Consider the following 23,665-nt stretch of genomic DNA (forward strand, 5'->3'; position numbering starts at 1 on the left):
GTTTAGCCCCCTTACTTTCCGCCCGGTTCATGGAAGAAATTCGTATTCGTGGGGCTCGTACCCACAACCTTAAGAACATCAATCTCGACTTGCCGCGTCACAAGCTGATCGTGATTACGGGCTTGTCGGGTTCGGGGAAATCTTCGCTTGCGTTCGACACGCTCTATGCCGAAGGCCAGCGCCGCTACGTCGAAAGTTTGTCCGCCTACGCGCGTCAATTCCTGCAGTTGATGGAGAAACCGGACGTCGACCTGATCGAAGGATTGTCGCCGGCTATCTCGATCGAGCAGAAGGCGACTTCCCATAATCCGCGTTCGACCGTCGGTACGGTCACGGAGATTCACGACTATCTGCGCTTGCTGTTTGCCCGCGTCGGTACGCCGCACTGCCCTGACCACCACATTCCGCTGCAGGCGCAAAGCGTGTCGCAAATGGTCGACGCCGCGCTCGCCATGCCCGAGGAAACAAAGCTGATGATCCTCGCGCCCGTGGTGGCCGATCGCAAGGGTGAACACCTCGAATTGTTCGAGGCGATGCAGGCGCAGGGTTTCATCCGGTTTCGCGTGCGTTCGGGCGGGGGAACGGCAAACGAAGGCGTCGCGAAGATCTACGAAATCGAGTCGCTGCCCAAGCTGAAGAAGAACGACAAACACACTATCGATGTCGTTATCGACCGGTTGAAAGTGCGGCCGGACATGAAGCAACGGCTCGCAGAATCCTTCGAAACGGCACTGCGTCTCGCCGATGGCCGCGCGATCGCGCTCGAAATGGATTCAGAGAAAGAGCATCTGTACAGCTCGAAGTTCGCCTGTCCGATCTGCTCGTATTCGCTGCAGGAACTCGAGCCACGCCTGTTCTCGTTCAACAACCCCATGGGCGCATGCCCCGAATGCGACGGCCTCGGCCAGATCACGTTCTTCGACCCGAAGCGGGTGGTCGCTCATCCGTCGCTGTCGCTCGCGGCGGGCGCGGTGAAGGGATGGGACCGGCGCAACCAGTTTTATTTCCAGATGCTGCAGAGCCTGGCGTCGTTTTTCGACTTCGATATAGACGCGGCCTTCGAGGATCTGCCCGAAGATGTCCGCAAAATCTTGCTGTTTGGTTCCGGCAAGCAGGTCATTCCGTTCTCGTACATCAACGAGCGCGGCCGCACGACGGTCCGCGAGCATGCGTTCGAAGGGATCATCCCGAGTCTGGAGCGCCGCTACAAAGAAACCGATTCGGCGGCGGTCCGCGAGGAACTGGCGAAGTATCAGAATAACCAGGCTTGCCCGGCGTGCGAAGGCACGCGGCTGCGGACCGAGGCGCGCAACGTCAAGCTCGGCACGGGCGAAAATGCGCGAGCCATTTATGAAGTGAGCGGCTGGCCGCTGCGCGAGACGCTCGGTTATTTTCACACGCTGCACCTTGAGGGCGCGAAGGGCGAGATCGCCGATCGGGTCATCAAGGAAATCGTCGCGCGGCTCACGTTCCTGAATAACGTCGGGCTGGATTATTTGTCGCTGGAACGCAGCGCCGAAACGCTCTCCGGTGGCGAGGCGCAGCGTATCCGGCTGGCATCGCAGATTGGTTCGGGCTTGACAGGCGTGATGTACGTGCTCGACGAACCGTCCATCGGCTTGCATCAGCGTGACAACGACCGGCTCATCGCCACGCTCAAGCACTTACGCGATATCGGCAATTCGGTGATCGTGGTCGAACACGACGAAGACATGATCCGCATGGCCGACTACGTGGTCGACATGGGGCCGGGCGCGGGCGTGCACGGCGGAGAGATTGTCTCGCAAGGGACGGCGAAGCACGTCGAGAACGACCCGAATTCGATGACCGGGCAGTATTTGTCGGGCAAACGGAGCATCAGCTATTCGACCGACCGCACGCCGCCTGACGAACGGCGGCTGCGGATCATCGAGGCGTACGGCAACAACCTGAAGCACGTGTCGCTCGATCTGCCGGTCGGACTGCTGACCTGCGTGACGGGGGTGTCCGGCTCGGGCAAGTCCACGCTCATCAACGACACGCTCTACCACGCGGTCTCCCAGCATCTGTACGGTTCGTCCGCCGAACCCGCACCTTACGAGGCGATTGAAGGGCTGGAACACTTCGACAAGGTGATCAACGTCGATCAATCGCCGATCGGCCGTACACCGCGCTCGAATCCGGCGACCTATACCGGCCTTTTCACGCCGATCCGCGAGTTGTTCGCGGGTGTGCCGGCATCGAAGGAACGGGGCTACGATCCCGGCCGTTTCTCGTTCAACGTAAAGGGCGGGCGCTGCGAAGCGTGCCAGGGCGACGGCGTGCTCAAGGTCGAAATGCACTTTTTGCCCGATGTCTACGTCCCATGCGACGTCTGTCACGGCAAGCGCTATAACCGCGAAACGCTCGACGTCCAGTACAAGGGCAAGAATATCCACGAGGTGCTCGACCTCACAGTGGAAGCCGCGTACGAGTTCTTCAAGCCCGTGCCGATCGTCGCGCGCAAGCTGAAAACCTTGCTCGACGTGGGTCTCGGGTATATCCGGCTAGGTCAGTCAGCAACCACTTTGTCGGGCGGCGAAGCGCAGCGCGTCAAGCTTTCGTTGGAACTGAGCAAGCGCGATACAGGTCGGACTCTATACATTCTCGACGAACCGACCACCGGCCTGCACTTCCACGATATCTCGCTGTTGCTCGAAGTGATTCATCGGCTGCGAGATCAGGGTAATACTGTCGTAATCATCGAGCATAATCTGGATGTAATAAAAACCGCGGACTGGGTCATCGACCTGGGTCCGGAGGGTGGCGCCGGCGGCGGCCAGATCATCGCGCAGGGGACGCCGGAGCATGTCGCACAATCGAAGGCCAGTTTTACGGGCCGGTATCTTGCGCCTTTGCTGCAAAGGCCGAGATCGGCCGCATGACAGATTCACCCACACCGCAACAAGGAGCCGCGCGCCGTCCGGGCCGCGGCAGTCCATAGCCCGTTAGCGGCAGGAGACAGAAGGATTCATGGCAAAGCGCAACGAAGCGGCCGAAAGCAGGCCCGCTGTCCGGCCCGTCCGGCTGACAAGCGATATGAGCATGCCGAAGTTGTCGGCGGTCGAGATTGGCAGCTATATCGCCGCGTTCGCCGGTTTGTTCTTCGTGCTGCATTTGCAGTTGCTCGGCGCGTTGCTGGCGGGAATGCTCGTGTTTCAGCTCGTGCACGCCATTGCACCGCTGATCGAAAAGACCATGACGAGCGGCCGGGCGCGCTGGGTCGCGGTCGTGATCGTGGCGGCGGTGATCGTGGGAGGGCTGGCGGGCGGGACGATCTTGCTCATCGATCATTTTCAGCGCGATGTCCCGAGCGTCCAGAAGCTTCTCGATCAGTTGATGAAGCTTACGTCGCATGCTCGCCTGCAGGTGCCCGACTGGATCGCGAACTACCTTCCTGTCGATGCAGAGCAGATGAAGGACAAGGCGACCGAGCTGATGCAAACGCATGCCGCCATGTTGCAGCAGGGCGGGAAAGATGCGGCGCGTGGTTTCGGGCATGTGCTGATCGGCATGATCGTGGGCGCGGTTATCGCGGTGGGCGTGCCGCGGACGACGCATCGCCTGCCACTTTCTACGGCGCTCGTGACGCGCGTGACGCGTTTCTCAGAGGCGTTTCGCCGGATCGTTTTCGCGCAGGTCAAGATTTCCGCGATCAACGCGACGTTCACGGCGTTGTACTTGCTGGTTGCGCTGCCGGTGTTTCATGAACGGCTGCCGCTTTCTAAGACGCTGGTGATGGTGACGTTTATTGTCGGGTTGTTGCCGGTGATCGGTAACCTGGTCTCGAACGCGATCATTGTTGGGATTTCATTGTCGGTGTCGTTTGGGACCGCTGTGGCGTCGCTGGCCTTCCTGATCATCATTCACAAGCTCGAATACTTTTTGAATGCGCGGATCATTGGTGGGCAGATCGAGGCGCGCGCCTGGGAATTGCTGCTGGCCATGCTCGCGATGGAAGCCGCTTTTGGACTGCCCGGGGTCATTGCTGCGCCGATTTTTTATGCTTATCTCAAGCGCGAACTGGTTTATTTGAGGCTGGTTTAATCGAGGTGTTTTGCTCACCCGAGTGGACGGCGGAGCAAGTGGTTCAGGGCTCGGAGGTCAGCGGCAAAAACCCCAAGCCCTGACACCCCTACTTGAACACCACCGTCTTACTCCCATTCAGCAAGATCCTGTGCTCCACGTGCCACCGCACCGCGCGCGCGAGCGTCACGCATTCCACATCCCGCCCGATTGCCGTCAACTGATCCGGCGTCATGCTGTGGTCCACGCGCTCCACGCCTTGCTCGATGATCGGCCCTTCATCAAGATCCGTCGTCACGTAATGCGCAGTAGCACCAATCAACTTAACGCCGCGATCGAACGCCTGGTAATAAGGCTTAGCGCCCTTGAAGCTCGGCAAGAACGAGTGGTGAATATTGATCGCCCGGCCATTGAGCGCCCCGCACATTCCCGGCGACAGAATCTGCATATAACGCGCGAGCACGACGAGATCGATCTTGTGCTGATCGACGATCTCCAGCACCCGCGCTTCCTGCGCAGCCTTCCCTTCCGGCGTGGACGCAATCAACGGCAGATGATGAAACGGCACGTCATAACTGGCCGCAAGCTGATAGAAATCCCGATGATTCGAAACGATCGCCGGAATCTCGATCCCAAGTTGGCCGGTGCGATATCGAAACAGCAAGTCGTTCAGGCAATGTCCGATCTTCGACACCATGATCATCACGCGCGGTTTCACCGATGCATCGTGCAGTTCCCAGTGCATGCCGAAGCCGTCGGCGAGCGTGCTGAACGATGTGCGCAACGCAGCGAGACCGGGGTCGCCGCCGACCTGCTGGAAATGCACGCGCATGAAAAATTCGCCAGTGTGGCTGTCGCCGAATTGCGCGGAATCGAGAATATTGCTGCCGAGATCGAACAGGAATCCAGACACGGCATGCACAATGCCGGGACGATCCGGACACGACAACTTCAAGATAAAACTATGTTCGGTCGACATGAACCGATACTCCTTAGAGATGTTTCAAAGCACATTCAACGCGTGTTCATAGCGTGTTCACCGGGTGTTCAATCTACCGGCGGTGAATAAATCGCCGCCATACCCTCGCACGCTTCTTCGTCTATCCACTTGCGGCGCAGCAGGCAATCCAGCGTGGCCAGACTGGCATCGACCGTCATTGCACCTTCTTCAATCCATCGCGCGACTTCATCAATGCGCGCGAGCCGGTGTTCGCCCACTTCGCCGTCCTGATTGCGCGGCGCGAAATCGGCGGGCAAGCTCAGGTCGAAAACGTAAATCAGCTCTGCCTGGGTGCCTTCGAAGAGCGATTGCAGCACGTAGAACTCGCGCCCGCGCACGGCCTTGGCAGCAAGCTGCGGCTGCATGCCCGCTTCTTCCCAGCACTCCTTCACGAGCGTTTCCTCAATCCCCATCCCCCAACCGATACCGCCTGCCACCACGTTATCGAGCATGCCTGGATCGGTCGCTTTTGTTTCGCTGCGCCGGGCGATCCAGAGCTCCGGCGCACGGCCACGCTCTTCCACGATACCGTTCAGATGGACAGCGTACGTCATTGTGCCGAAGAATCGCGACGCAGCCCGTTCGATGAACGCAAGCGGCTCGGCGTCGAAGGCATTACGGATGGCGTAGGTTTCGTTGCGCCAGCCGGGGATGCGGCCGTCGGCTGCCAGCATGCCGATGACTGCGCCGAGCGCGGCGCTGCGTGAGTTGAGATCGTGAAAGGTATCGGCGAGGCATATCGATGTTTCATCGATATGAAACACGTCCGGCCATGCGTGCAGCGCGGGCGCGTCGGTGCGGCGAATCCAGCCGACCCGCTCACGGTCGATGTAAAACGGGAGGTGCGCCGAAGCATCGAAACGACGCGCGGCGGCAATGGCAGGCAAGCTCATGATGGGCTCCGGCGACGCAAAGCCGGAAATTGTACAGGGGGTTTCGTTCGCCGCAGGCCAGGCTTGGGAAGCGCGTTCAATGCCCCGAACCCGCTAAAGCAATCCCTTGCCCAAGCGAGAATGAAGCCTCTCTCAATTCTTCAACGCCACGCGAATCCCCAGCCCGATAAACGTCGCCCCGGCCAGCCGGTCGAGCCAAACCCCGACCTTCGGACGCCGCTTCAAATAGGCCCCGATCATCCCGGCGGCAACGCCAAAAACCGAGAACACCGCCACGGTTTGCAACATGAACACGCCGCCAAGCTCGAACATTTGCAACATGACGCTCTGCGCGCCATGCGGATTCACGAACTGCGGCAGGAATACGATAAAAAACAGCGTCACTTTCGGATTCAGCAAATTGCCGATCACGCTTTGCCGAAACACCACCGCTAACGGCTGGCTAGGCCGCTCGTGCGCGCTCGACAAACCCTTGGTACGAATCGCCTTGATGCCAATCCAGACCAGATACGCAGCGCCGGCCAGCTTGACCGCTTCGAACGCCATAGGGGAAGACTTGAGCAACGCTGCCACCCCAAGCGCCGCAAGTGTCGTGTGAAACGAAATGCCAGCGGCAAATCCAAGCGCGGCAACCAGCCCAGCCGCACGCCCCTGCGAAATGCCGCGCGCGAGAACCTGGAGGTTGTCAGGACCCGGCGCCATGGTAATAGCAACGGAAGCCGCGAGAAAGAGAAGGAAATTAGGCATGGTTCAGAAAATTAGTGGCCGCTGAATTCGCAGACCGTATATAGAGGCAAACCTGCCTCACGCAAGAGTGTCGACCCGCCAAGCTCCGGCAAATCGATAATCGCGGCCCCCTCGACCACCACCGCGCCAAGCCGTTCGAGCAGCATCTTGCCGGCCATCATCGTGCCGCCGGTTGCGATCAGGTCGTCGACCAGCACCACCCGCTCGCCCGGCTTGCACGCATCTTCGTGGATTTCGACGGTCGCGCTGCCATATTCAAGTTCATACGATTGCGACAAGGTCCTGAACGGCAACTTGCCCTTTTTGCGGATCGGCACGAATCCCAGGCTCAATTCATAAGCGAGAATCGGCCCGATGATAAAACCACGCGCATCAAGCCCGGCAATCGTATCGATTCCTGCATCTATATAGCGCTGTACCAGCATGTCGATCAGCGTGCGCAACGCGCGTCGATCCTGCAAAACCGGCGTGATATCGCGGAACTGCACACCGGGCTGCGGCCAGTCCGGCACCGTGCGAATCCGTTCACGGATAAACGCGGCAGGATTGGGCACCAAGGGCGCTGCGAACTCAGGCATGTTTGATGTCTCCGGAAAACGTCAGGCTACCGCGCCCGCGCGGCGATTGCGCGACAACCGTTCTTCCGCCTGCTGCAGCGCTTCGGGCAAACCGCGCAGCACAACGATGTCGCTCGCCCGCAGCTTGGTGTCAGGGTCCGGCGCCACGCCGCGAATGCCGTGCCGGCGAATGGCTGTCACTTCCACGCCGTCGCCCACCAGCCCAAGCTCGTCGAGCGTCCGGCCGACCGCGTCGGCGTTTTCATCGACGGGAACCGATTGTAGCCGGACCTGCTCGCGCCGCTCATCGTCGTCTTCATCCGCGCCGTGAAAATATCCGCGTAGCAAGCTGTAACGCTCGTCGCGCATTTCTTCCACCCGTCGGACCACGCGCCGCATCGGCACGCCCATCAGCACCAGCGTATGCGACGCCAGCATCAAGCTGCCTTCCACGATTTCCGGAATCACTTCCGTCGCGCCCGATGCAATCAGCTTTTCCAGATCGGCGTCATCGACGGTACGCACGATAGTGGGCAACGTGGGCTCCAGTTCGTGGATGCTGTGCAGCACGCGCAACGCGGACGGTGTGTTCGCGAAGGTGATCGCGATGGTCGCCGCGCGATGTATGCCGGCTGCGACCAGCGCCTCGCGCCGCCCGGCATCGCCGTACACCACGCTTTCGCCAGCTGCGGCCGCCGCTGAAACCCGATCCGGGTCCAGGTCGAGCGCGACGTACGACAACCCCTCGTGTTCCAGCATCCGCGCCAGATTCTGCCCCGCGCGACCGTAGCCGCAGATGATCACGTGGCCACTCTGCTTGATGCTTTGCGTTGCAATACGCGTCATTTGCAGCGACTGCCGCAACCATTCAGTGGATGACAACCGGAGCACGATCCGGTCGGCGTTCTGGATGATGAACGGCGCGGCCAGCATGGAAAGCAGCATCGACGACAGGATGGCTTGCAGCAGCACCGGCTCGACCAGGTGTTTATCGAGGATCAGGTTCAGCAGCACAAAACCGAACTCGCCGGCCTGCGCGAGGTTGAGGCCAGTGCGCATCGCCACGCCCGGCGGCGAACCGAACAGCCGCGCGAGGCCGGTGATCATTACGGCTTTCAGAAGGATCGGCAGCACAAAAAACGACGCCACCAGAAACGGGTGTTCCCAGATCACGCGCGGATTGAGCAGCATGCCCGTGGTGACAAAAAACAGCCCGAGCAGCACGTCGCGGAACGGCTTGATGTCCTCTTCCACCTGATGCCGGTAAGGCGTTTCCGCGATCAGCATGCCCGCGATGAACGCGCCGAGCGCGAGCGAAAGGCCGAATTTATCGGTGATGAACGCCGCGCCCAGCGTGACCAGCAGCAGGTTCAGCATGAACAATTCTTGGGAGCGCCGACGCGCGACTATATTGAACCAGCGCGTCATGAACTTCTGGCCGATGAACAGCAGCACCGTCAACGCGACCACGATCTTGACAGCCGCGAGCATGAGCCAGAACGCCAGCTCCTTCGAATTCCCGTTGCCAAACGCGGCAATGATGATCAGCAGCGGCACCACGGCCAGATCCTGGAACAGCAGCACGCCGAAGATGTTCCGGCCATGCTCGGATTCCAGTTCGAGCCGCTCGGCGAGCATTTTTGAAACGATGGCGGTAGACGACATCGACAATGCGCCGCCCAGCGCGATGCTCGCCTCCCACGACATGTCCGTCCAGAAGTTGGCGATCCACCCGAACAACAGCGCCAGCGCGATCGTCCCGGCGACCTGGCTAGCGCCGAGGCCGAACACGATCCGGCGCATTGAACGCAATTTCGATAACGAGAACTCGAGCCCGATCGAGAACATCAGGAACACCACACCGAATTCGGCCAGATGCTGCGCGCGATCGCTATCCGGGGCGATGCCCGCGGCGTGCGGTCCGACGATGATCCCAACCGCCAGGTAACCCAACATGGGCGGCAGGTTGAAAAAGCGGAATACGACGACCCCTGCCACTGAACACAGCAGCAATAGCAACGTCATTTCAAGCGGGGAAGTCATCCGTCTAGCGTCCTCGTTTGTCGGCGGATGGCGGCTCGATGAGCACATCCGGATCTTGTGTTTTTTTAACGCGTGCGAGCGATGCACGCAACAAAACACACGGCCTTTCGGGGGCGGATGAGCGGCTGAAAGCCGCCCGGTGTCCGGCGCGGCGCAAAGATGCCTTTGTTATACTCCGCGCATGATAGCGAAAATCAATGGCGACAGGGCACTCGCGCTGGCTCGCACCGTGCTCGAAATTGAAGCCGACGCTGTGCGCGGCCTGTCCGCCCATCTCGACGACAACTTCACCGGCGCCGTCGAATTCCTGCTCGGATGCAAGGGCCGCGTGGTGGTATCGGGTATCGGCAAATCCGGGCATATCGCCCGCAAATTCGCGGCTACGCTCGCAAGCACTGGCACGCCCGGCTTCTTCGTTCATCCGGCCGAAGCGAGCCACGGCGACCTCGGCATGGTCACCGCCGACGACGTGTTTATCGCCCTGTCGAACTCGGGCGAAACCTCCGAACTCGTTGCCATTTTGCCCATCATCAAGCGCCTCGGGGCAAAATTGATCGCCATCACCGGGCGGCCGGAATCAAGCCTCGCGAAACTGGCCGACGTGCACCTGAATGCGCACGTCGATAAAGAAGCCTGCCCGATGAATCTGTCGCCGACCGCGAGCACGACCGCCGTGCTCGCGTTAAGCGACGCGCTCGCGGTCGCCGTGCTCGACGCCCGCGGTTTCGGCCCCGAGGACTTCGCGCGCTCGCATCCGGGCGGCGCACTCGGCCGGCGGCTACTCACTTACGTGCGCGACGTGATGCGCGTCGGGCCGGAAGTGCCGGAAGTGCCGCTGGACGCCACGGTCTCCGACGCCCTCTTCCAGATCACCGCCAAGCGCATGGGCATGACGGCCGTGGTCAACGAAAAGCGTCACGTGGAAGGCATCTTCACCGATGGCGACCTGCGCAGGATCCTTCAGCGCGACGGCGATTTCCGCGCGTTGCCGTTGATCGACGTCATGACACGTAATCCGCGCACGATCGGTCCGGACCATCTCGCGGTGGAAGCGGTGGAACTGATGGAGCGTTATCGCATCAATCAGATGCTGGTCGTCGATGAAAACGCGATCCTGATCGGCGCCCTGAACATGCATGACCTCTTTTCCAAGAAGGTAATCTGATGTCGACCTTGTCTTTCACGCCGGATATTGCTGTGACGGAAAACGCGCACGACCGCGCGAGCCGCGTGAAGCTGATGATTTTCGACATCGATGGCGTATTCACCGACGGCAGCCTGTTTTTCAACGCCGACGGCGACGCCATGAAATCCTTCAATTCCCTCGACGGCCACGGCGTGAAACTGCTGCAGTCGGCAGGCGTGCAGACGGCGATCATCACCGGGCGCAACTCCGGCATTGTGGCGGCACGGGCGCGCGAGTTGGGGCTAACTCACCTGCATCAAGGCGTCACCGACAAAACCATTGCACTCGCCGAATTGCTGCAAACCACCGGTATCCCGGCAACCGAATGCGGCTACATGGGCGACGACTGGCCCGATCTCGCCGTGATGCGGCTGTGCGGTTTCACAGCGGCGCCCGCCAACGCGCATGGAGAAGTGCTGAACCGCGTACATTTCGCCACCTCAAAGCGCGGCGGCGAAGGCGCGGTGCGCGAAGTGTGCGACGCCATCCTGCGCGCGCAGAATCGCTACGACGGCCTGCTTGCCGCGGCTATCGGAACCTGAATCCCATGCAACGACCCAAGAAACTGACGTCGGCGCTGCCCGTGGTCGCGGTGGCAGTACTCGCGGGCATTACCTACTGGCTGATGCAGGCTACGATGCCCAAGCCCCAGGAACCCGAGCGCCCGAAGGAACACGCGCCCGACTATTTCGCGACCAATTTTTCGGTGTCGGAACTCGACACCACCGGCACGACGCAATATCGGCTGACCGCGACTTCGATGGTGCATTACGAGGACGATGAAGTCAGCGACCTCACGAAACCCGCGATGCGCATGTTCCAGCCGCTGCGGCCCACGGTGACGGCAACGTCCGAGCGCGGCACGGTGAACGGCGATGTCTCGATTGTCGACTTGTACGAGAACGCCCACATTTTGCGCGTGGCGGGCTACGGCGACCCGCAGATGACGGCGGATTCGGTGCACTTTCGCATCCTTGTGAACGACGATGTCATCGAAACGGAAAAGCCGGTTAAACTTCAGCGCGGTCCGTCCGTGATGACGGGCGACGGCATGAACTACAACAACGCGACCCGGGTAATGAAGCTGTTTGGGACGGTACGCGGCCAGATCGCCGCCTCCGATACCCTCGGCACCTCATCCAAATAACCCCGGCAGTTCCGACGAATTGCGCTTAATCCATTCAAGTGTGACTGCATGAACAAACCGTTTCTCCGACCCGAATCCGGCCGTCTGTGCGCAGCGCGCGCTGCTTTTTTGCGCCGCGCCGCACGTATCGTGCAATTCGGGATCGCGGCAATAAGCGTGGCGCTGCCCGTGGCGATATTTGCCCCGGCCGCGCACGCCGAACGCGCCGACAACGACAAGCCGCTGAACATTGAAGCGGACAACATGACCTATGACGACCTGAAGCAGGTCAACATTTTCACCGGGCACGTTGTCGCGACCAAAGGCACGATCATCATCAAGGCCGACCGTGTCGACGTAACGCAGGATCCGCAGGGGTATCAGTACGCGACCGGCACGTCCACCGGCGGCAACCTGTCCTATTTCCGCCAGAAACGCGATGGCCTTGACGAATATATCGAAGGTAATGCGGTGCGGATCGACTACGACGGCAAGCAGGATCTCACCACGCTGACCACGCGCGCCGTGGTGCGCCGTCTCGTGGGCCTCACAAAAATCCAGGACGAAGTACACGGCAGTGTGATTACCTACGACGGCCAGAAAGACTTCTACACGGCGAAAGCCGGACCTGACGTCGCCGGCCCGGGTAACCCGACCGGCCGCGTACGGGCCATGCTCGCCCCGCGTAACGGCGGCGCCGCGCCGCTGACCGGCGCGCCGGCCACCTTGACGCCGTCCACCAAGATGCAAGGAACGCAGCAGCCGTGAATTCGCCCGCCATGCCTCACCGTAAGCCGGCCGGCACGAGCAGTTCGCTCACCGTCCGCAACCTGAAGAAACGCTACGGCTCGCGCACGGTCGTGAAAGACGTCTCGCTCGATGTAAAAAGCGGCGAAGTGGTCGGGCTGCTCGGGCCGAACGGCGCGGGCAAGACGACGTCCTTTTATATGATCGTCGGGCTGGTGCCGCTGGATGCAGGCGAAATCCTGCTCGATGGCACGTCGATCAGCCTGCTGCCCATTCACAAGCGTGCGCGCCTCGGGCTATCGTATCTGCCGCAGGAAGCGTCCGTGTTCCGCAAGCTCACCGTCGAGCAGAACATTCGTGCGGTGCTTGAACTGCAGACGGACGAAAGCGAAAAACCGCTCTCCAAGCAGGCCATTACGGACCGCGCGGAAGCGTTGCTGGACGAACTTCAGATCGCACATCTACGTGAAAACCCGGCGTTGTCGCTATCGGGCGGCGAACGGCGGCGGGTGGAAATCGCCCGTGCGCTCGCGACTAATCCGGCGTTTATCCTGCTGGATGAACCCTTCGCCGGCGTCGACCCGATCGCCGTGCTCGAAATCCAGAAGATCGTGAAGTTCCTGAAGCAGCGCAACATTGGCGTGCTGATCACGGACCACAACGTGCGCGAGACGCTCGGCATCTGCGATCATGCTTACATCATCAGCGACGGCAGCGTGCTCGCAGCAGGCGCGCCAAGCGATATCATCGAAAATGAGAGCGTGCGGCGCGTTTATCTCGGCGAACATTTCCGCATGTGAGCGCGGGGGTAAGGCGTCCGTCCCTTGCAACACCGTTGTGGACGGCGTCCCGCGCCGCCAGCAAATCTTACGTGCCGCCCGCGAGGCGGCACTTGTTTTTGGTCGATCCCCGCGAGGTGTCGCGCCCGTGGCAAACTCTCTACAATGATTAAAACCTTGCCATGAAAGCCAGCCTCCAACTCCGCCTGTCGCAGCATCTTGCGCTGACCCCACAACTGCAGCAGTCCATCCGGCTGCTACAGCTGTCGACGCTTGAACTGCAGCAGGAGGTCGCGATGGCTGTCGCGCAAAATCCGCTGCTCGAGAACGAGGACGACTGGACGACCAGCCCGCTGCGCGTGGCAGCGGACGGCTCGCTGATCACGTCGGGGGCGTCGGTAAACGCGCCCGATCCAATGATGAGCAACGGCACGTCGTCGAGCAGTAGCAGCAGCACGACCACTACCGACCGCTCCGAAAACGGCGAGCCTCAGGGTGTAGACGAATACAACGGCATGAGTTCGTCGGACAACGGACCGGATTCGAGTTCGTGGAACCTGGAAGATTACGGCCGCTCGAACAGCGGTTCGGACGACGACGACCTGCCACCGCTGCAGATCCACGAATCCACGACTACGCTGCGCGACCACCTGACTTCGCAACTGCGCATGACGAAGGCGAATCAGCGCGATCGTGCGCTGATCACATTCCTGATCGAATCGCTCGATGAAGACGGGTACCTCACGTCATCGCTCGAGGAAGTGAAGGCGGATTTGCCAGATGAGTTGGAAGTCGATGTCGACGAACTGAGCGCGGCGCTCGCGCTGCTGCAGAGTTTCGATCCACCGGGAGTGGGCGGCCGCTCGGCGTCAGAATGCCTGAAGCTGCAGTTGCTGCGCCTGGAGCCATCGCCCATCCGCACGCTGGCGCTCGATATTGTGATGCATCATCTGGAACTGCTGGCGGCGCGCGATTTCACGCGTTTGCGCAAGCAGCTCAAGGCGTCCGACGACGCCTTGCGCGATGCCCATTTGCTGATTCGTTCACTGGAACCGTTCCCGGGCGCCGCATTCGGGAAGAGCGAAGCCGATTACGTGGTTCCTGACATCCTGGTGCGCAAGATGTCCAGCGGCTGGACGGCAGAATTGAATCCGGAAATCGTGCCGCGGCTTCGCATCAATCACCTCTATGCGAATATTTTGCGCAACAATCGCGGCGATCCGGGCAGTGGTTCGTTGCGTCAGCAGCTTCAGGAAGCGCGCTGGCTGATCAAGAATATTCAACAAAGATTCGAGACGATTCTTCGCGTTGCACAAGCCATTGTGGAGCGTCAGAAGAACTTTTTTGCGCACGGCGAAATTGCAATGCGGCCCTTGGTTTTGAGGGAGATTGCTGATACGCTGGGTTTACACGAATCCACTGTCTCACGTGTGACAACCGGTAAGTACATGCTGACCCCATTCGGGACGCTTGAATTTAAGTACTTCTTCGGATCGCACGTTTCAACCGACACGGGTGGCGCGGCATCGTCTACGGCGATCCGGGCACTCATCAAGCAACTGATAGGAGCCGAAGACTCAAAATCTCCTCTTTCAGACAGCCGCATCGCAGAGTTGCTGGCAGAACAGGGATTCGTGGTCGCGCGCCGCACGGTGGCCAAATATCGCGAAGCTCTGAGAATCCCGGCAGTGAATTTGCGAAAGTCTCTGTAGCCCGCTGCATGTTGCGGCGGGCCTTTACCGGCCGCGTCGCGAAAGCGCGAGCGAGCCGGCCGATGCGATTCCCGATCTGTACCACCGTTCAACTGAATGGGCACGTACGGGCAAGCAGCGACCGGTTTGAGCAGCGTGATAGCGTCCAGGCGGCCATTAGCTTGGAGAGCAACTATGAATCTGCAGATCAGTGGACACCATCTCGAATTGACGCCTGCGTTGCGAGAATATGTGATCACCAAACTGGATAGAGTGCTACGGCACTTCGATCAGGTGATCGATGGCAGTGTGGTCCTCTCGGTCGATAATCATAGGGAAAAGGACAAGCGGCAAAAGGTCGAAATCAACTTGCACCTGAAGGGCAAGGACATTTTCATCGAGAGTTGTGACGTTGATATGTACGCGGCCATCGACCTGATGGTCGACAAGCTGGACCGGCAAGTGCTCCGCCACAAGGACAAGATCCAGGGCCATGCACACGCCACGATGAAATACGGGCACGAACCGCAGGAGAGCGAAGTTCCGGCGCCGTAAGGGTTCCCGTAGGGTCCGTGAACGGTTAGAGGAACGATTCAAATGGGTTGAACGACGCATCGGCTGGAGGTTTTATCGATGCGTCGGATTCCGGAGCAATGTGGACCGGAATCCATCGGTCCGATAGCCGGCACGAGTCGCCCGAAGGAGCCGCTTGAAGCCGCCTGGAAGAGCCGCCTGTAAGCAGGCGGCTTTTTTTGTCGCCGCCGATTTCGGGCGGTTTTTTGCTGCAATACGGGTCAACTGGCGCGCAGCAGCAAGCGTTGTGTTATGAGCAACAAACGCGTTCAGTGTATGGCGCGCCGCACCATCGTTTGATTGCGCTGTTCTATAATGGTCCGGTCAGTCGGTCAGTACCGAGCTTAGTACCGGGTACCGGGGTTGTTAATCGGAGTGAAGCGAGACTTTGGTCTCCCGCGCATTCCTTACCAAAATCGCCGTGAGCGTTTCGTGCAGGTTCTGCAACCGCCACGACGAGGAGAATTCAGGCCACGCATCTGCCTGCCAACATGAATCGTTTAGCCAAATTTCTTCCCCTCGAAAATGTCGTCCTCGGACTGTCCGTCACTAGCAAGAAACGTGTATTCGAGCAAGCGGGCCTGATCTTCGAGAACCAGAACGGCATTGGCCGCAGTATCGTCACCGACAATCTCTTTGCGCGCGAGCGCCTTGGCTCGACCGGTCTCGGTGAAGGTGTCGCCATTCCTCACGGACGCATCAAGGGCCTGAAGCATCCGCTCGCCGCCTTCGTGCGCCTGGCTGAGCCGATCGCTTTCGAATCGCCGGACGGGCAGCCCGTATCGCTGCTGATCTTCCTGCTGGTGCCCGAACAGGCCACGCAACAGCACCTCGAAATTCTCTCGGAAATAGCGCAGCTGCTGTCCGACCGGGATGCACGCGAACGCCTGAATACTGAAGAAAACCGTGAAGCGCTGTATCAGGTGCTCACGCAATGGCAGCCCTGAGCTCTCCCGAGCCAGGTCTTGTGCTGGACTTGATGCCAGATCCGGCGCGAAGACCAGGCCGAACGGCCCTCTCGCGCCGGCGGCCCTTCTAGCGCACAATCAGTCCTATTGAGCGGAGCATTGAAGAGACCAAACCCGGCTCTCCAATTGCGCCATGCTCGCGGCCTCTCTCGGAGTTCCGGCCCTCATGGATACGTCCAGCATCAACGCCCAGAGCATTTTTGACGACAACGCAGCCGCGCTGAAACTGAGCTGGCTCACGGGACACGAAGGCTGGGAGCGCGGCTTCTCGACCGAAACCGTTGCCAATGCAACCTCAAGCGCCGATCTCGTCGGGCACTTGAACCTGATTCACCCCAACCGTATCCAGGTACTCGGCGACGCCGAAATCACCTACTACCAGCGTCAGTCCGACGAAGACCGGTCGCGCAACATGGCCGAACTGATCGCGCTTGAACCACCCTTCCTGGTGGTTGCCGGCGAAGTCGGCGCACCGCCTGAACTGGTTCTACGCTGCACCCGCTCGTCCACGCCGCTTTTTACCACGCGCATGTCCGCGGCGGCGGTGATCGACAGCCTGCGGCTCTACATGTCGCGGATTTTGGCTCCCCGCGCCACGCTGCATGGCGTGTTCCTCGACATCCTCGGCATGGGTGTGCTACTGACCGGTGACTCCGGTCTCGGCAAAAGCGAACTCGGACTCGAGTTGATCAGCCGCGGTCACGGTCTTGTCGCTGACGACGCCGTAGACTTCGTGCGCCTCGGTCCGGATTTTGTCGAAGGCAGATGCCCGCCGCTGCTGCAGAACCTGCTTGAAGTCCGCGGCCTCGGTCTGCTTGATATCAAGACCATCTTTGGGGAAACCGCCGTTCGGCGGAAAATGAAGCTCAAGTTGATCGTTCAACTGGTGCGTCGTCCAGACGGTGAATTTCAGCGGCTGCCGCTCGAAAGCCAGGCGGTCGACGTGCTCGGCCTGCCGATCAGCAAGGTCACTATCCAGGTGGCTGCCGGCCGAAACCTCGCTGTACTGGTCGAAGCTGCGGTGCGCAACACGATCCTGCAATTACGGGGTATCGACACCTTGCGCGACTTCATGGACCGTCAACGCCTTGCGATGCAGGACCCCGAGAGCCAGTTCCCCGGCAAGCTGATTTGACGAACTAAGCAGGCAAGACCGGCGGCAACGAGCACTGAGCCGCCGCCCGGACCCGAATTTTTGCGTGCTTTTACATCGAGCGAACGAGTCCTTATTCATGCGCATTATTCTGATTACGGGTATTTCCGGCTCCGGCAAATCGGTTGCCCTGAACGCGCTCGAAGACGCCGGCTACTATTGCGTCGACAACCTCCCGCCGCGCTTCCTGCCCGAACTCGCCGCGTACCTCAACAGTCAGGGGCAGCCGCGTCTGGCTGTTGCAATCGACGCACGCTCGAGCCGCTCGCTCGACGAAGTGCCCGCCATCATTAAAGACCTGTCGCAAGCGTTCGACCTGCGCGTGCTGTTTCTCAACGCCAGTACGCAGTCGCTGATCCAGCGCTTTTCCGAGACCCGCCGCCGGCATCCGTTGTCGGGTTCGCCGGGTCACGACGCCGACGTCGGGCTGCTCACCTCGCTCGGCGAAGCGATCGAACGTGAACGCGAGCTTGTCTCGGGACTCGCCGAATTCGGCCATCAGATCGACACCAGCAATCTGCGGGCGAACGTATTGCGCGCGTGGGTGAAGAGTTTCATCGAGCAGGAAACGGCCGGGCTGACGCTGATGTTCGAATCGTTTGGGTTCAAGCGCGGCGTGCCGCTCGACGCCGATTTTGTCTTCGATGTCCGCACGCTCCCGAATCCCTATTACGACCACGAACTGCGGCCGCTGACGGGGCTGGACAAGCCGGTTATCGACTTTTTGTCCGCCCAGCCGATGGTCCACCAGATGATTGATGACGTGGGCACGTTCATCGCCAAATGGCTGCCGCAATTTCGTGACGATAATCGTAGTTACCTGACAGTGGCGATCGGCTGCACGGGTGGCCAGCATCGTTCGGTATTCATCGCCCAGGCGCTCGCCGCGCGCTTCGGTGACAAGGCCAATGTGATTGTGCGGCATCGCGACGCACCCATCGCTCTGGATGGACACGTCGCGTCCTTGCAAACCTGATCGCCTTCGGGCGGCCTTTTAAAAGAAGCGCGCGATGTCCACTAATCCCCTGCTCGCCGACCTGCCGCTGTTTCCGCTGCACACCGTGTTGTTTCCGGGCGGCCATCTTCCCCTGAAAATCTTCGAAGCCCGCTATCTGGACATGGCGCGTGCGTGTTTGCGCGAAGGCACGCCGTTCGGCGTGTGCCTGTTGAAAAGCGGTAATGAGATTGCGTCGCCGGGGGCACCGTCGGTGCCCGAGAGCATTGGCTGCCTGGCCGAGATCACGCAATGCGACGTGGACACGTTTGGCATGCTGCTGGTCCAGGCACGCGGCACGACGCGTTTTCGGCTGTTGTCGCATCGTGTGGGGCCGAGCAATTTGCTCGTGGGCGTAGCGGAAACCATTGGCGACGACACGCCGATGGACGACGCGCAAGCGTTAATAAAGTTTGGTGCGTGCGCGGAGGTGCTGGAGCGGATCATCGATGCAATCAAGGCGCGCGAGCCGAAGGATCTGCCGTTCACCGAGCCCTTCCTTCTCGACGATCCGACGTGGGTATCCAACCGGTTATCCGAGATCCTGCCGATCCCCATGCGCGCCCGGCAAAAGCTGATGGAGCTTGAGGACGCGGCCGCGCGAATCGATGTCGTGCATCACTATATGCAGCAGCATCAATTGCTTTGAAGCCGCTTGGCAGCCCCTGATATCAAATCAGCGAACCCTGCAGCGCATCAAGCAGTTTGCGCACTGGGGCAGGCACCCCATACGCATCGATATTCGCAAGCGGCGCCCACACGGTCCGGTTATCTGCAGCGTCGGGCACTCCGTTCGCCTGCCCAAGACGCGGCTCGATATCCAGTTTGAAATGCGTGAACGTATGCGTGAACGGAGTGAGCCGCTGAAGCTCGGCCGAGCCGCCGAAGCTGTGTGAGACTGCCGCGAGCGCGTCTTCATCCCCTGCTTCCGGCAGGCTCCATAGACCGCCCCAGATGCCCGTCGGAGGGCGCTTTTCCAGCAGGACGCTATCGCCGTCCTGCAGCACCAGCATCCAGGTCTTGCGTGTCGGCACGGTCTTCTTCGGGCGCGAAGCAGGCAGCTCCTTTTGCCGTCCGGTCACGTTGGCTACGCAGTCGGCAGCAAACGGGCAGCGCGCGCAATCCGGCTTGCCACGCACGCACAACGTTGCGCCGAGATCCATCAAACCCTGCGTGTAGGCGGTGACTTCGTCCTTGTGCGCGGCGTCCGGAAGCAGCGATTCGGCGAGCGTCCACATCGTGTTTTCCACGCGCTTTTCGCCCGGAAATCCTTCGATGCCGAACACCCGCGCGAGCACCCGCTTCACGTTGCCATCGAGAATGGTCGCGCGTGCGCCGAACGCGAACGACGCGATGGCCGCCGCCGTCGACCGCCCGATACCCGGCAGTTCGGCCAACTCATCTACGCTGCGGGGAAATTCGCAGCCGAGCTCTGTCGACACCACAAACGCGCATCGATGCAGATTCCGCGCGCGCGAGTAGTAGCCGAGTCCGGCCCAGAGCGCCATGACGTCATCGAGCGGGGCGAAAGCGAGCGCGTTTACATCGGGGAAACGGTCGAGAAAACGCGCGTAGTACGGAATCACCGTCGATACCTGCGTCTGCTGCAACATGATTTCTGACAACCAGATCCGGTAGGCATCGCGCGTGTTTTGCCATGGCAGGTCATGACGGCCGTGAACGCGTTGCCATGCGATCAGGCGCGTGGAGAAGTCGGTGAGCTGGAGCATGGGGCTAGCGCTGGCAGCGCGGGCAAAAGTACGTGGATCGCTGGCCTTGCACGATTTGTTTGATGGCCGTTCCGCAGACGTGGCACGGCAAACCCGCGCGATCGTAGACGAAATAATCGAGTTGGAAATAGCCCGACTCGCCGTTGCTTCCCACGAAATCGCGCAACGTGCTGCCGCCTTTTTCGATCGCTGCGGCAAGCGTTGTGCGCACGGCGTCGGCGAGAAGATCGTAGCGCACGAGCGAGACGCGCCCGGCGGCGACGGTCGGCCGGATACCCGCGCGAAACAGGCTCTCGGACGCATAAATGTTGCCCACGCCGACGACCATCGTGCCAGCCAGCAAAGCCTGCTTGACCGACACTTTGCGCCCGCGCGTCTGACGGAACATCAGCGCGCCGGAAAACTCAGCGGTAAATGGCTCCACGCCCAGGCCTGCCAGCAGCGGATGGTCGAGCACGTCACCGTCTGCCCGCGCGTGCCAGAGCACCGCGCCAAAACGCCGCGGGTCGCGAAAGCGCAGAATAAAGTCATCGAAGATCAGGTCTATATGATCATGCTTCGCGGCATCCGGCGGACGCGGCACGTTCCGCAATACCCGCAGCGTCCCCGTCATGCCGAGATGCACGATCAGCCAGCCTTCGGACGTTTCGAACAACAGGTACTTGCCGCGACGCTCGACTTTCTCGATTTTCAGCGCCTTCATCGTCTTCGCGAGATGCGCCGGAATCGGCCAGCGCAGCGCCGGTGTACGGACATCGACACGCTCTACCCGGCGTCCGGCGACGAACGGTTCGATCCCGCGACGGGTTACTTCGACTTCCGGCAACTCTGGCATGTTTTACTGGTCTGCAACTTGCTGTGGGATGTGCGCGTATTGTAGCGAGCGCGTTACAATCGACTGAAACATTGATCGGATTTCCATGAACTTGTCCTTCGTAAAGTTGTTTTCGAAGCAGCGTGCAGCGAGCGTTCAAACGAGCGCCGCACGCGGTAAGCCGGTCTACCCGAGCAAGCTCGCGGCCGCTGTGGCGTTCGCGATGGCGGCGTTCGCGCTTGCGCCTGCCTACGCGCAGAGCCCCGCGCAACTTCCCACGCCTGACGACGACCAGTCCGCCATCAGTGCAGCGGACCTGATCACCGCGCCGCCTACCGGCAAGGAAGTTCAGGACTTGCCGAATGTGGCTGCGTCCAGCCAGATCGTGTTCCAGGTGCTCGCGGCGGAAGTCGCGTTGCAACGCAATCAGGCAGCGCCGGCCTATCAGACGTATCTCGCCCTCGCGCGCGACACGCACGACCCACGCTTCGCGCAGCGCGCGACCGAGATTGCAATCGCCGCACAAAGTCCCAACGACGCGCTGACGGCAGTCCAGCTCTGGCAGCAATTCTCACCGAATTCGGAGCGCGCGGCGCAGTTGAGCGCCTCGCTGCTGATCCTCTCCGGCAAGCCCGACGACGCCAAGCCGATCCTCAACACCGAGCTCGCAAAAGTACCTGCGAGCCAGCGTGGCGACGCAATCCTTTCGCTGCAGATCCTGCTCTCGCGCGGACCGAATCGCGTAGGCGGGTTGAATGTGCTGAAGGATTTGGTCAAGACCGATCTGGACCGGCCGGAAACGCAGCTGGCGCTCGCCCGCCAGCAAATTGCCGCCGACGACCAGCCGGGCGCGAAGGCATCGCTTGAACAAGCGCTGAAATTGAAGCCCGACTACTTGCCTGCTGCGTTGACGCTTGCGCGCATGGGGCCAAACGAACGCAACGAAGGTATTGCTTCGTTCGAGAAGTACCTTGAGAAGGATCCGAAGTCGCACGACGCGCGGCTTGCGCTGGCGCAACTGTATCTGTCGGCGGATCGTCTCGACGACGCCCAGAAGCAGTTCGAAATCATGCGCAAGAATGATTCGAAAGACCTGACGCCGCTGATGGCGCTAGCGTTGATCAACATTCAGAAGAAACAGCCGGACAAGGCGCAGGATTACCTGAAGCAATACGCGGCGGCGGCTGAAAGCACGCCGAACGCCGATCCGGGACAGGCTTATATCTATCTGGCGCAGTTATCGCTGGAGAAGAAAGACGACGTAGCCGCGAACCAGTGGCTCGACAAGATTCCGCGTGCCAGCCAGCAGTACTTGCCGGCGCAAGTCACGCGCGCGCAGATCCTTGCCTCGCATGGCAAGGTTGACGAAGCGCGGCAATTGCTGGGCAGCCTGCAGACGTCGGACCCCCGCGACCTGGCGTTGCTTGCGCGTACCGACGCCGCGATGCTGTTCCAGGCGCAGCGGTATCCGGAGGCGGAAGCTGCGTTGGCGAAGGCGTCGGCAGCGTTTCCGGATGATCCGGACATTGCCTACGACTACGCCATGGCTGCCGAGAAGAACGGCCATTACGACACCATGGAAACGCAGTTGCGCAAGCTGATGACACAGCAGCCGGACAATGCGCAGGCGTATAACGCGCTCGGCTATTCGCTAGTCGATCGCAACGAGCGTCTGGACGAGGCGGAAAAGCTGATCGAGAAGGCGGTGTCGCTTGCGCCGAACGACGCGTTCATCATGGACAGCCTCGGCTGGGCGAAATATCGGATGGGTAATCAGGCGGAAGCTGCCAATATCCTGAAGAAAGCCTACGACCTGCAGCCGAACGCCGAAATTGGCGCTCATCTCGGCGAAGTGCAGTGGAAGTCGGGGCAGCAGGACCAAGCGCGCAATACATGGCGTCAGGCGCAAAAGCTCGAACCCGGCAACGACACATTGTTGAAAACGCTCAAACGATTCCAGGTAAACGACCTTTGAACTTGATTGCAACGAATTTCCTGAGCGGTCAGCGCGCGCGTCGCGGCGCGCTGGCGCTGATGGCAGCGGGTTTGGTGGTTGTGTCGGGGTGTGCGATCAAACCGCGCGTGCCGACTACATCGAATGCGGCGACCGAGATCACCGCGCAGACCAGCCGCGCGTATCACGGCCGCTTTTCGGTCCAGTACGACGACCAGAACGGTCAGCAGCGCAACGCGTACGGCAACTTCGACTGGCAGGAAACCGGAGACACCGTCACGCTGCAATTGCGTAATCCGCTTGGGCAAACGCTGGCTATCGTGACGTCGTCGCCGTCTTCGGCCACGCTCGAACTGCCGAATCGCCAGCCGCAGACCGCCGATAACGTCTCCGAACTCATGCGCTCCACCCTCGGCTTCGCGCTGCCGGTGGAAGGCTTGCGGTACTGGCTCCAGCCATCGCCTGCGCCAACCTCGCGGGCGCGCACGACCATGGATTCGTCGTCGGAAAATGGCCGCCTGAAGGAAATCAAGCAGGACGGATGGACTATCGACTACCTGGCCTATGCCGACGCCCCGGCGACCGGCGTAAAGCGCCTGAATCTGTCGCGTGCCGAACCGCCGCTCGACATCAAGCTCGTCCTCGACCAGTAACGCTTCAGTTCAA

22 protein-coding genes are annotated in these 23,665 nt (G+C 60.7%); 15 read left to right on the top strand and 7 right to left on the bottom strand.

Going from position 1 to position 23,665, the window contains the following annotated elements; genetic code table 11:
• The first annotated feature begins 29 nt into the window (after nucleotides 1–29).
• Both uvrA and FH08_RS0106695 read left to right on the top strand, forming a co-directional pair.
• A complete protein-coding gene (uvrA, locus tag FH08_RS0106690; protein ID WP_031357585.1) occupies nucleotides 30–2,903 on the top strand; it encodes an excinuclease ABC subunit UvrA in 2,874 nt (957 codons plus the stop codon).
• Between the two features lie 88 nt (nucleotides 2,904–2,991).
• The gene (locus FH08_RS0106695) at nucleotides 2,992–4,065 is read left to right on the top strand and encodes an AI-2E family transporter (protein ID WP_031357586.1); all 1,074 of its coding nucleotides are present in this window, start codon (nucleotides 2,992–2,994) and stop codon (nucleotides 4,063–4,065) included.
• Nucleotides 4,066–4,153: 88 nt separating this feature from the next.
• Here FH08_RS0106695 and purU read toward each other — a convergent pair whose 3' ends face one another.
• The 5 genes from purU to FH08_RS0106720 all read right to left on the bottom strand — a co-directional run bounded on the left by purU (nucleotide 4,154) and on the right by FH08_RS0106720 (nucleotide 9,284).
• The gene (gene purU / locus FH08_RS0106700; protein ID WP_031357587.1) at nucleotides 4,154–5,023 is read right to left on the bottom strand and encodes a formyltetrahydrofolate deformylase; all 870 of its coding nucleotides are present in this window, start codon (nucleotides 5,021–5,023) and stop codon (nucleotides 4,154–4,156) included.
• Between the two features lie 68 nt (nucleotides 5,024–5,091).
• Nucleotides 5,092–5,937 carry an NUDIX hydrolase gene (locus FH08_RS0106705; RefSeq protein ID WP_031357588.1) on the bottom strand — a complete coding sequence of 282 codons (846 nt, stop codon included), beginning with the start codon at nucleotides 5,935–5,937 and terminating at the stop codon, nucleotides 5,092–5,094.
• Nucleotides 5,938–6,069: 132 nt separating this feature from the next.
• A complete protein-coding gene (locus FH08_RS0106710; RefSeq protein ID WP_031357589.1) occupies nucleotides 6,070–6,684 on the bottom strand; it encodes a LysE family translocator in 615 nt (204 codons plus the stop codon).
• Nucleotides 6,685–6,695: 11 nt separating this feature from the next.
• Nucleotides 6,696–7,262, bottom strand: coding sequence for an adenine phosphoribosyltransferase (locus tag FH08_RS0106715; RefSeq protein ID WP_031357590.1), 567 nt, complete (start codon nucleotides 7,260–7,262; stop codon nucleotides 6,696–6,698).
• A gap of 21 nt (nucleotides 7,263–7,283) precedes the next feature.
• On the bottom strand, nucleotides 7,284–9,284 hold the full coding sequence (locus tag FH08_RS0106720; protein WP_031357591.1) for a monovalent cation:proton antiporter family protein: 2,001 nt from the start codon (nucleotides 9,282–9,284) through the stop codon (nucleotides 7,284–7,286).
• Between the two features lie 181 nt (nucleotides 9,285–9,465).
• On the opposite strand from FH08_RS0106720, the gene kdsD reads away from it, so the two are divergent.
• From kdsD to FH08_RS0106775, 11 genes are all read left to right on the top strand, one after another.
• Complete coding sequence (gene kdsD / locus FH08_RS0106725) at nucleotides 9,466–10,449, top strand: arabinose 5-phosphate isomerase KdsD (protein WP_031357592.1); 984 nt, start codon at nucleotides 9,466–9,468, stop codon at nucleotides 10,447–10,449.
• Nucleotides 10,449–11,012: a KdsC family phosphatase gene (locus FH08_RS0106730; protein ID WP_051887825.1), complete on the top strand. Its 564-nt coding sequence runs from the start codon at nucleotides 10,449–10,451 to the stop codon at nucleotides 11,010–11,012. The genes kdsD and FH08_RS0106730 overlap by 1 nt, the downstream gene beginning before the upstream one ends.
• Nucleotides 11,013–11,017: 5 nt before the next feature.
• Nucleotides 11,018–11,617 carry an LPS export ABC transporter periplasmic protein LptC gene (gene lptC / locus FH08_RS0106735; RefSeq protein WP_031357594.1) on the top strand — a complete coding sequence of 200 codons (600 nt, stop codon included), beginning with the start codon at nucleotides 11,018–11,020 and terminating at the stop codon, nucleotides 11,615–11,617.
• A gap of 48 nt (nucleotides 11,618–11,665) precedes the next feature.
• Nucleotides 11,666–12,364 carry a lipopolysaccharide transport periplasmic protein LptA gene (lptA, locus tag FH08_RS0106740; RefSeq protein ID WP_031357595.1) on the top strand — a complete coding sequence of 233 codons (699 nt, stop codon included), beginning with the start codon at nucleotides 11,666–11,668 and terminating at the stop codon, nucleotides 12,362–12,364.
• 11 nt (nucleotides 12,365–12,375) lie between these two features.
• On the top strand, nucleotides 12,376–13,143 hold the full coding sequence (gene lptB / locus FH08_RS0106745) for an LPS export ABC transporter ATP-binding protein (protein WP_031357596.1): 768 nt from the start codon (nucleotides 12,376–12,378) through the stop codon (nucleotides 13,141–13,143).
• A 161-nt stretch (nucleotides 13,144–13,304) separates the two neighbouring features.
• The gene (locus FH08_RS0106750) at nucleotides 13,305–14,834 is read left to right on the top strand and encodes an RNA polymerase factor sigma-54 (protein WP_031357597.1); all 1,530 of its coding nucleotides are present in this window, start codon (nucleotides 13,305–13,307) and stop codon (nucleotides 14,832–14,834) included.
• A 174-nt stretch (nucleotides 14,835–15,008) separates the two neighbouring features.
• Entirely contained in the window at nucleotides 15,009–15,368 is a 360-nt protein-coding gene (hpf, locus tag FH08_RS0106755) for a ribosome hibernation-promoting factor, HPF/YfiA family (RefSeq protein WP_031357598.1), read from the top strand.
• A gap of 509 nt (nucleotides 15,369–15,877) precedes the next feature.
• Nucleotides 15,878–16,333 carry a PTS IIA-like nitrogen regulatory protein PtsN gene (gene ptsN, locus FH08_RS0106760; RefSeq protein ID WP_031357599.1) on the top strand — a complete coding sequence of 152 codons (456 nt, stop codon included), beginning with the start codon at nucleotides 15,878–15,880 and terminating at the stop codon, nucleotides 16,331–16,333.
• A gap of 187 nt (nucleotides 16,334–16,520) precedes the next feature.
• Entirely contained in the window at nucleotides 16,521–17,489 is a 969-nt protein-coding gene (hprK, locus tag FH08_RS0106765; protein ID WP_031357600.1) for an HPr(Ser) kinase/phosphatase, read from the top strand.
• 97 nt (nucleotides 17,490–17,586) lie between these two features.
• Complete coding sequence (gene rapZ, locus FH08_RS0106770) at nucleotides 17,587–18,483, top strand: RNase adapter RapZ (protein WP_031357601.1); 897 nt, start codon at nucleotides 17,587–17,589, stop codon at nucleotides 18,481–18,483.
• 34 nt (nucleotides 18,484–18,517) lie between these two features.
• Complete coding sequence (locus FH08_RS0106775; RefSeq protein ID WP_031357602.1) at nucleotides 18,518–19,150, top strand: LON peptidase substrate-binding domain-containing protein; 633 nt, start codon at nucleotides 18,518–18,520, stop codon at nucleotides 19,148–19,150.
• 22 nt (nucleotides 19,151–19,172) lie between these two features.
• On the opposite strand, the gene mutY is transcribed toward FH08_RS0106775, so the two are convergent.
• Both mutY and mutM read right to left on the bottom strand, forming a co-directional pair.
• Entirely contained in the window at nucleotides 19,173–20,231 is a 1,059-nt protein-coding gene (gene mutY, locus FH08_RS0106780) for an A/G-specific adenine glycosylase (protein WP_031357603.1), read from the bottom strand.
• Nucleotides 20,232–20,235: 4 nt separating this feature from the next.
• Nucleotides 20,236–21,066, bottom strand: a complete 831-nt coding sequence (gene mutM / locus FH08_RS0106785; protein WP_031357604.1) for a bifunctional DNA-formamidopyrimidine glycosylase/DNA-(apurinic or apyrimidinic site) lyase — start codon at nucleotides 21,064–21,066, stop codon at nucleotides 20,236–20,238.
• Between the two features lie 85 nt (nucleotides 21,067–21,151).
• Between mutM and FH08_RS0106790 the strand changes: the two genes are divergently transcribed.
• Both FH08_RS0106790 and lolB read left to right on the top strand, forming a co-directional pair.
• A complete protein-coding gene (locus FH08_RS0106790; RefSeq protein WP_031357605.1) occupies nucleotides 21,152–23,020 on the top strand; it encodes a tetratricopeptide repeat protein in 1,869 nt (622 codons plus the stop codon).
• Between the two features lie 59 nt (nucleotides 23,021–23,079).
• Nucleotides 23,080–23,652: a lipoprotein insertase outer membrane protein LolB gene (lolB, locus tag FH08_RS0106795; protein ID WP_051887846.1), complete on the top strand. Its 573-nt coding sequence runs from the start codon at nucleotides 23,080–23,082 to the stop codon at nucleotides 23,650–23,652.
• The last annotated feature ends 13 nt before the right edge of the window (nucleotides 23,653–23,665 follow it).

Source organism: Caballeronia sordidicola (assembly GCF_000729995.1).
Classification (GTDB): domain Bacteria; phylum Pseudomonadota; class Gammaproteobacteria; order Burkholderiales; family Burkholderiaceae; genus Caballeronia; species Caballeronia sordidicola_A.

Excerpts from the sequence above, each read along its gene's own strand:
- uvrA (WP_031357585.1), top strand. The coding sequence starts at position 30 with ATGGAAGAAATTCGTATTCGTGGGGCTCGTACCCACAACCTTAAGAAC.
- FH08_RS0106695 (WP_031357586.1), top strand. The coding sequence starts at position 2,992 with ATGGCAAAGCGCAACGAAGCGGCCGAAAGCAGGCCCGCTGTCCGGCCC.
- purU (WP_031357587.1), bottom strand. The coding sequence starts at position 5,023 with ATGTCGACCGAACATAGTTTTATCTTGAAGTTGTCGTGTCCGGATCGT.
- FH08_RS0106705 (WP_031357588.1), bottom strand. The coding sequence starts at position 5,937 with ATGAGCTTGCCTGCCATTGCCGCCGCGCGTCGTTTCGATGCTTCGGCG.
- FH08_RS0106710 (WP_031357589.1), bottom strand. The coding sequence starts at position 6,684 with ATGCCTAATTTCCTTCTCTTTCTCGCGGCTTCCGTTGCTATTACCATG.
- FH08_RS0106715 (WP_031357590.1), bottom strand. The coding sequence starts at position 7,262 with ATGCCTGAGTTCGCAGCGCCCTTGGTGCCCAATCCTGCCGCGTTTATC.
- FH08_RS0106720 (WP_031357591.1), bottom strand. The coding sequence starts at position 9,284 with ATGACTTCCCCGCTTGAAATGACGTTGCTATTGCTGCTGTGTTCAGTG.
- kdsD (WP_031357592.1), top strand. The coding sequence starts at position 9,466 with ATGATAGCGAAAATCAATGGCGACAGGGCACTCGCGCTGGCTCGCACC.
- FH08_RS0106730 (WP_051887825.1), top strand. The coding sequence starts at position 10,449 with ATGTCGACCTTGTCTTTCACGCCGGATATTGCTGTGACGGAAAACGCG.
- lptC (WP_031357594.1), top strand. The coding sequence starts at position 11,018 with ATGCAACGACCCAAGAAACTGACGTCGGCGCTGCCCGTGGTCGCGGTG.
- lptA (WP_031357595.1), top strand. The coding sequence starts at position 11,666 with ATGAACAAACCGTTTCTCCGACCCGAATCCGGCCGTCTGTGCGCAGCG.
- lptB (WP_031357596.1), top strand. The coding sequence starts at position 12,376 with ATGCCTCACCGTAAGCCGGCCGGCACGAGCAGTTCGCTCACCGTCCGC.
- FH08_RS0106750 (WP_031357597.1), top strand. The coding sequence starts at position 13,305 with ATGAAAGCCAGCCTCCAACTCCGCCTGTCGCAGCATCTTGCGCTGACC.
- hpf (WP_031357598.1), top strand. The coding sequence starts at position 15,009 with ATGAATCTGCAGATCAGTGGACACCATCTCGAATTGACGCCTGCGTTG.
- ptsN (WP_031357599.1), top strand. The coding sequence starts at position 15,878 with ATGAATCGTTTAGCCAAATTTCTTCCCCTCGAAAATGTCGTCCTCGGA.
- hprK (WP_031357600.1), top strand. The coding sequence starts at position 16,521 with ATGGATACGTCCAGCATCAACGCCCAGAGCATTTTTGACGACAACGCA.
- rapZ (WP_031357601.1), top strand. The coding sequence starts at position 17,587 with ATGCGCATTATTCTGATTACGGGTATTTCCGGCTCCGGCAAATCGGTT.
- FH08_RS0106775 (WP_031357602.1), top strand. The coding sequence starts at position 18,518 with ATGTCCACTAATCCCCTGCTCGCCGACCTGCCGCTGTTTCCGCTGCAC.
- mutY (WP_031357603.1), bottom strand. The coding sequence starts at position 20,231 with ATGCTCCAGCTCACCGACTTCTCCACGCGCCTGATCGCATGGCAACGC.
- mutM (WP_031357604.1), bottom strand. The coding sequence starts at position 21,066 with ATGCCAGAGTTGCCGGAAGTCGAAGTAACCCGTCGCGGGATCGAACCG.
- FH08_RS0106790 (WP_031357605.1), top strand. The coding sequence starts at position 21,152 with ATGAACTTGTCCTTCGTAAAGTTGTTTTCGAAGCAGCGTGCAGCGAGC.
- lolB (WP_051887846.1), top strand. The coding sequence starts at position 23,080 with ATGGCAGCGGGTTTGGTGGTTGTGTCGGGGTGTGCGATCAAACCGCGC.